The 6,579-nt window shown below is 69.9% G+C and carries 9 protein-coding genes and 2 pseudogenes; 6 read left to right on the top strand and 5 right to left on the bottom strand.

Annotation, left to right across the window (positions count from 1 at the left end; all coding sequences use genetic code 11):
- The 6 genes and pseudogenes from ACY5KJ_RS16085 to ACY5KJ_RS16060 form a co-directional block, all read left to right on the top strand.
- Positions 1-284, top strand: a pseudogene (locus ACY5KJ_RS16085) (ArsI/CadI family heavy metal resistance metalloenzyme); the annotation flags it as partial.
- A 182-nt stretch (positions 285-466) separates the two neighbouring features.
- Positions 467-967: a fluoride efflux transporter FluC gene (locus ACY5KJ_RS16080; RefSeq protein ID WP_462188781.1), complete on the top strand. Its 501-nt coding sequence runs from the start codon at positions 467-469 to the stop codon at positions 965-967.
- Positions 964-1,311 (top strand): DUF190 domain-containing protein, encoded by a 348-nt coding sequence (locus tag ACY5KJ_RS16075; protein ID WP_462188780.1) that lies wholly within the window; start codon positions 964-966, stop codon positions 1,309-1,311. The genes ACY5KJ_RS16080 and ACY5KJ_RS16075 overlap by 4 nt, the downstream gene beginning before the upstream one ends.
- The gene (locus ACY5KJ_RS16070) at positions 1,308-1,742 is read left to right on the top strand and encodes a fluoride efflux transporter FluC (RefSeq protein ID WP_462188779.1); all 435 of its coding nucleotides are present in this window, start codon (positions 1,308-1,310) and stop codon (positions 1,740-1,742) included. Before ACY5KJ_RS16075 ends, ACY5KJ_RS16070 begins: the two co-directional genes overlap by 4 nt.
- A 318-nt stretch (positions 1,743-2,060) precedes the next feature.
- Positions 2,061-2,393, top strand: coding sequence for a hypothetical protein (locus ACY5KJ_RS16065; RefSeq protein WP_462188778.1), 333 nt, complete (start codon positions 2,061-2,063; stop codon positions 2,391-2,393).
- A 238-nt stretch (positions 2,394-2,631) separates the two neighbouring features.
- A pseudogene (locus ACY5KJ_RS16060) lies at positions 2,632-3,076 on the top strand (protein-tyrosine phosphatase family protein).
- Between the two features lie 96 nt (positions 3,077-3,172).
- Here ACY5KJ_RS16060 and ACY5KJ_RS16055 read toward each other — a convergent pair.
- From ACY5KJ_RS16055 to ACY5KJ_RS16035, 5 genes are all read right to left on the bottom strand, one after another.
- Entirely contained in the window at positions 3,173-4,270 is a 1,098-nt protein-coding gene (locus tag ACY5KJ_RS16055) for an ABC transporter ATP-binding protein (protein ID WP_462203733.1), read from the bottom strand.
- Between the two features lie 2 nt (positions 4,271-4,272).
- Positions 4,273-5,046, bottom strand: coding sequence for an ABC transporter permease (locus ACY5KJ_RS16050; protein WP_462188776.1), 774 nt, complete (start codon positions 5,044-5,046; stop codon positions 4,273-4,275).
- Positions 5,047-5,070: 24 nt separating this feature from the next.
- Complete coding sequence (locus tag ACY5KJ_RS16045; RefSeq protein WP_462203732.1) at positions 5,071-5,877, bottom strand: ABC transporter permease; 807 nt, start codon at positions 5,875-5,877, stop codon at positions 5,071-5,073.
- Positions 5,878-6,116: 239 nt separating this feature from the next.
- The gene (locus ACY5KJ_RS16040; RefSeq protein ID WP_462203731.1) at positions 6,117-6,302 is read right to left on the bottom strand and encodes a hypothetical protein; all 186 of its coding nucleotides are present in this window, start codon (positions 6,300-6,302) and stop codon (positions 6,117-6,119) included.
- A gap of 125 nt (positions 6,303-6,427) precedes the next feature.
- Positions 6,428-6,559: a hypothetical protein gene (locus ACY5KJ_RS16035; RefSeq protein WP_462203729.1), complete on the bottom strand. Its 132-nt coding sequence runs from the start codon at positions 6,557-6,559 to the stop codon at positions 6,428-6,430.
- Positions 6,560-6,579: the final 20 nt, after the last annotated feature.

Genomic DNA, 6,579 nt, shown 5'->3' with positions numbered 1-6,579 from the left:
ATCTCGGGGTGGAGATCGAGACCTCGCAGGAGGTGTCCGCCGCGGCGGCCCGGCTGCGGGAGGCGGGGCTGGTGACGGCGGTGGAGGAGAACACCGCCTGCTGCTACGCGCTGCAGGACAAGGTGTGGGTGGATGATCCGGACGGTGCGCCGTGGGAGATCTACACGGTGCTCGCCGACATCGCCGAGGGCGCGGGCCCGCAGCTGCGCGCCGTGGAACCGGGGGCCGGGGGCGGTCCCGGGTCGGCGTGTGACTGTGGGCCGGTGTGCGCTCCCACGGTGTGACGACGGTGACAGGTGAACCGGTAGCGGTGAACCGAACCGGTATGGTGTGACGGCGGCGGCTTCCGGTCACCGCGCGGCGGTGGGGCCCGCCGGACCCGAACCGCGGCAGTGCACCGCCAACGGTCCCTACCGTGACAAGTCATGCTTGGCTGGCCCGGCTGTCGCGCAGGTAGGGAGCGGGCGTGGACGACGCCGAGCAAACGGTCGGTGCACCGACCGATCCCGATGGCACCAGCCCCGATGGCACCGACCCTGATGGTGATGGGCCTGTCCCGGTCCCGCTGCTGGCGGTGATATCGGCTGGTGGGGCGGTGGGGGCATGTGCCCGCTACGGGGCGTCGCTGGTGTGGCCGACGATGCCGGGCACGTTCCCATGGACCACCTGGGCGGTGAACACGGCCGGTTGCGCGGCGATCGGTGTGCTGATGGTGCTGATCACCGACGTGCGGACGGTGCATCCGCTGGTCCGCCCGTTCCTGGGCACCGGGGTGCTGGGCGGGTTCACCACCTTCTCCACGTATGCGCTCGACGCGCAGCGGCTGGTGGACGGCGGGCGGGCCGGGCTGGCACTGGCCTACCTGGCGCTGAGCGTCCTCGTCGCGCTGGGCGCGGTGTGGGCGGCGGCGACGGCGATGCGATGGTTCGTGGCGACGACGCGACGGGTCGCGGGAAGGCGGGCGTGATGAGGTTGAGCGGCCGGGCGTTGCGGCTGATGGTGTTCGTCGGGGAGAGCGACGTGTGGCATCACCGACCGCTGGCCAGCGAGATCGTGCACCGGGCGCACCGCGCCGGGCTGGCCGGGGCGAGTATGTTCCGGGGCGTGGAGGGGTTCGGCGCCTCCTCGATCGTGCACACCGCCCGGCTGCTGTCGCTGAGCGAGGACCTGCCGGTGGCGGTGGTCATCGTCGATGACGAGCAACGGGTACGGGCCTTCCTCCCGCAGCTCGATGAACTCGTCACCGAGGGGCTGGTCATCCTCGACGAGGTCGAAGTGATCCGCTACGTCGGCCGGGAGGCGAGTTGGTGAACTGGCTGCTGGTGATCGCCGGGGCCGCGGCCGGCGCGCCGCTGCGCTATCTGACCGACCGGGCGGTGCAGGCCCGGCACGGCACGGTCTTTCCCTGGGGCACGTTCACCGTCAACGTCACGGCCAGTCTGCTCCTCGGCCTGGTCGCCGGCGCCGCGGGCGCGGGCGCGGCGCCGGCGTGGGTGGCCTCGGAGCAGGTGGCCTCGGAGCAGGTGGTGTCGGAGCAGGTGGTGTCGGAGCAGGTGGTGTCGCTGGTGGGGACCGGGCTGTGCGGGGCGTTGAGCACCTACTCGACGTTCTCCTACGAAACGCTGCGGCTGGCCGAGGACGGCGCCCGGCTGCTGGCCGCGGCCAACGTCGCCGGCAGTGTGCTCGCCGCGTTCGGCGCCGCCGCTCTCGGCGCGGCCCTGGCGCGGGCGGTGTGGGGGTGATCCGACCGGCGCACGGCACGAGCACAGCGCCCGCCGCCGCGGTCAGGCTACGGCCGTGGCGGTTTGTCCTGGTCTTCGGCGTGGTGCGGAAGGTTCGGGCTGCGGCGGGCATGCCCGGGGTTCCCGCTGAGATGACGGCGGGGAAGGACCGGCCTGCTCAGAAGGTGGTGCGAGATGCCTGATCTGGGATTTCCCCGGCTTCCGCCACGGCGGCCCGTTCCCCCGCAGCGGTTGGAACAACGTCGGGTGCTGCTTGAACGTCACGTCGTCGCTTCGCTGAGAACCTCTCGGAAGCCGTGGTGGCGCAGGAGGCGGGCGATGATCCCGGGTGCGGTGGTGGCCGTTGCGTGTCTTGCCGCGGCTAGCTGGGGGCTACGACCCAGCGGCCTGGCGGAACGGGCGACAGTGGTCGGATGCTACTCGGCTGTCAATCTCCGGAGCGACACCGCCGCGGTCGCGGCGGACCGTTGCCACCCCCGCCCGGAGATCATCACTGTTCTCCGGGGCAAGCTGGATGCCTACGGTCTGCATTCCTGGTCGATCGATGACAGCGGATTCGATCAGCCATGGGCGCAGGGTCGGCCCTGCGCCAGCCTCGCCTTCGACCACGACCGGTCGATCGTGCGTATCGTGCCGTTTCCCACGCAATGATGCTCACGTACGAGTGGAGTCCACGGATGTGGTGGCTGCCTGGACATGATCGCCTCTTACCTCACCGCGGAGCGGGACCTGGGCAGCTGGCTGAGCAGCTCCCGCTGATCTTCACCGACCCACGCCACGTGGCCGTCCGGCCGCAGCAGCGCCGCCGGCAACGATCACGTCAATACGGACAGGCGGAGGGCCAGGTGTGGAGTTCTCGATCAGCCGGGCAGGTCGTAGGCGTGGCCCGGTGAGCGGCCCGCCGCTCGTGCGGGCCCTGCGGCTTCCGGACGGCTGCCGGGTACGCGGCCGCGGTCTGCGCCGCCCGCTACCGGAGGGACCGGTGCCTGACTTCGGCCTCTACCTGGGAACCAGCCGTCTTCGCCGCCGCCACGACGGGGAGCTGGGCTGGCCGCGCACGTGGATCGACTGGCCCGACTTCCTCCTGCCCCGTGACCAGGACCAGGCCGCCCGGCGCATCCGGGCGCTGCACGAGCAGGCACGGGCCGGCGCGGCGGTCGAAGTCGCCTGCGGGGGGCGGCGTCGGCCGCACCGGCACCGTCCTTGCCTGCCTCGCCGTTCTGGCCGGACTGAACCCACCGGACGCTGTCGCCTGGACCCGGGAACACCATCACCACCGGGCCGTCGAGACCCCCTGGCAGCGCCGTTGGGTGGCCCGGTTCCCGAACCGTTGACCGCGGGCTCGCCTGGCCTGGAAGACGCTCCAGGGTGCCGCCCGCCACTCGTACGCCGAGGGGGTTTGGCGCTGTGGCTGCAGCGTTGTACGGCTCCTATGGCAGGGGTGCTGTCCCACCGGGGCGGCGCGCTTCCTCCTCATCGAGTTCTTCGCGCCTTGGTTCCCTGGGCGCGGGTTCGGGCGACTGACGGGTGGTGGCGTAGAGGCGGCGGACGACGTCCTCGATGTCGGGTTCCTCGACGGTGAAGTCGAGGACCTCGGCCGTCGCGGTGACCGCGGCGAGGACCCGGGCGGCGGTAGTGGTCTCGGCGTTGAAAGCGAGGCGCTGGCGCAGGCCGTGGGCCTCGCTGGCCAGGTGGCGGACGGCGGGTAGGCCCGTCAGGTCCCCGGTGGGCCCGGCGAGGTCAACGACCAGCACCCGGTCGGCGCCGGCGGCCCCCGCGAGACCGGCCAGGTCGCCGTCGTAGGCGAGGCGGCCGTGGTCGATGACGAGGACCCGGTCGCAGAGCCGCTCGATGTCGCCCATGTCGTGGGTGGTCAGCAGCAGTGTGGTGCCGTGGGCCGCTCGCTCGGCGACGAGGAACTCCCGCAGCCGCTGCTTGGACAGGACGTCGAGGCCGATGGTGGGCTCGTCGAGGATCATCAGCCGGGGGGAGTGGAGCAGCGCGGCGGCGATCTCGGCACGCATCCGCTGGCCCAGGGAGAGCTGGCGGACCGGGGTGGCGAGGAAGTCTGCCATCTCGAGCCGCTCGACCAGCTCGTCGGTGCGCGTGCGCTCGGTGGCGGCGGGCAGGGTGTGGATAGCGGCCAGGATCCGGAACGACTCCCGCACGGGAAGGTCCCACCACAGCTGGGATCGCTGACCGAACACCACTCCGACCTGGCGGGCCAGCCGGCGCCGGTCCTTCACCGGGCTCAGCCCGCAGGTGCGCACAGTGCCGCGGGTCGGCACGAGGATGCCGGCCAGCATCTTGATCGTGGTGGACTTGCCGGCGCCGTTCGCGCCGATGTAGCCGACCGCCTCGCCGGGTGAGATCCGCACGGTCAGGTCGTCGACGGCGGTCAGTCGCCTCCGGCGCAGCCCGTCGCGCACGGTGAACTGCCGGGTCAGCCCGACGGTCTCGACGATCGCTGTCTCGACGATCGCAGTGTTGACGATTGGAGTCTCGACGATCGCAGTGTTGACGCTCATGCTCAACCGCCGCCTCCCTGGTAGTGCCGGACGCCCCAGCGCCAGCACAGCAGCGCCATGGCCCACGCCCAGACAGCCGCGAGTGGCCCGCACCAGCCAAGCCACCTCGGCAGCCACTCCGGTCCAGGCAGACCGAGCAGGATCAGCGTCGGCAGGTACCCCGTGAAGGCCATCGGAAAGAAGAAGCCGAACAGGACCTTCAACGGCCGGGACCAGAGCGACGCTGGCTGGGTGGCGGCGTAGCGGCCGCCATACACGAACGCGTTGGTCATCTCCCGGCCGTCCACCAGGAAGAACTGCAGGCCGCCCGCCCAGACGAACAGCGCGGCGAACGTCGCGACACCGCTGACCAGGGCGGTCGCCAGCAGCGCGGCCGCGGCCGGGCCCCAGGGAACGTCGCCCAGGGCCAGACCGGCGACCAGCGCGGCCAGGCCGACCGACGCGCGCGCCAGCCGCCGCAGGCTGAGGTCGCTGGTGACCAGCTGCAGCAGCAGCGGCTGCGGCCGCAGGTAGAAGACGTCGAAGGTGCCGGCGCGCAGGTACGTCGGCAGCCTGTCGCAGTGCCCGAAGGCGAGGTCCGCGAGTGAGAAGGAGAGGTCGGCCAGGCCGAACACCAGCAGCATCTGGCGGAACTCCAGGCCGCCGAGCCGGGTCGTGGCGTGAAAGACCACCCACACCTCGGCCAGTTCGATCACGGCCGACAGCAGCGAGCTGACCAGGTCAAGGGCGAAGTTCGCCCGGTAGGAGGTCTGGGAGCGGGCCCGGGACGCGAGCACAGCCCGGTACGCAGGGCGAGCGGCTCAGCCACCCTGGATCTCCAGGCGGTGCCGGCCGGCGCGCGTCAGCGCCTGGCCGAGCCCGCCGACGCCGACCAGCCAGGCAACCTGCGCCGCTACCAGGGTGAGCGCGCCGGTGATGTCCACGCGATCAGCGAGGATGCCGACCGGATACATCATCATCGACGGGAACGGCGTCGCCTGGGCCAGGAGTTCGAGCCACCGCGGGAACATGCTGATCGGCACGAACAACCCGGCGAGGAAACCAGAGGCCACCATGTAGACGAGCTGCACCCCGCGCGTCTCCACCAGCCAGAAGCCCGCGACGGCGACCAGGTAGACGGTCGCCGCCGAGATCACGACCGCGAGAAGCAGGCTCGCCACGCCGAGAAGGCAGGCCGTGACCGACCCGGGCAGCTTCATCCCGACGACGAACCCACCGATCAGCAGCTGTGGGATCCCCCGGGGAATAAACGCGAACAGCGCCTGCCCGACCTCGGTTGTGATCGTGGCGGCTTGCACGTCCAGCGGGCGCAGGAAGTCGACGGCGATCTGGCCGTCCTTGATCCTCTCCGCGATCTCGCTGCCGCCCCAGAAGTTGACCGAGCCGAGCATCGCCTGGGACAGCCAGATGTAGGTGCCCATCTGCGCGATGTCGTACCCGCCGATCTCACCCCCCGCCGCCCGGACCGCGGCGAACAGCACCGCGACCTTCAGCAGCCCGAACGTCGTGTTCGAGAGCAGCCCACCCAGCGCGGCCAATCGGTAGGTCGACTGCCGGCGGAACCCTGCTACCAGCAGCAGCCAGTAGACCCGAACCGTCGCGCGCATAGAACCACCAACAATACAGTCTGATCCAGGAATACGGTCTGGTCCGGGCCCCCAGAAGCCTCGGCCGCAGCTGATGAAGGCGTAGCGGCCAGGCATGTTGACGTGGTGGTCGACCCGCGGCGACGTACGGTGTGTGCGGCAGGTCACACGCGCGCCGTAGGCGCGCCTTGAGGCCGTGAAGAAATCTCGGCCCCGTGAAGAAACCTCGCGATGAGTTAGATCCGCTCTGCCCCCCTGGGTCAGATGACTACGATCGGTAGGTGGCGCGCCTTCGCAAGCTCGACGGTGGCGGCGGTCCCTCCTGCCTTGCTGCTCTTCCGCCCGTCCCACACGGCAAACATACGATCAGCCCGAGAAAGAACTTCATTATTAGCCGCTTCGTAGGGGACGTAATGAAGTAACAAATACGTGATCGAGAGCATCATCGCAGGTCACAGGCCTGTGGAGGGTTCGAAACGCGCAAGTTATTTCATTTCGACTCCTTGCAAGTCGTTTCTCCTATTGTCGGAAGTGCTACGAACTACTAATCATGACCAATGGGCGAACTCGGTCACGAAAGGCGGAGATCTCTCGATTCGCTGAACTGTGCGCCGCCGACCTGTATAGTCGACTTAGCTTCACCCTGACTCGGGTGGACTGAGGGGACGTAATGAAGTAACAAATACGTGATCGAGAGCATCATCGCAGGTCACAGGCCTGTGG

It is taken from the genome of Frankia sp. CcWB3 (genome assembly GCF_977927595.1).
The sequence above is the reverse complement of the archived record's forward strand: the minus strand, read 5'-3'. Positions and strand labels throughout refer to the sequence as shown.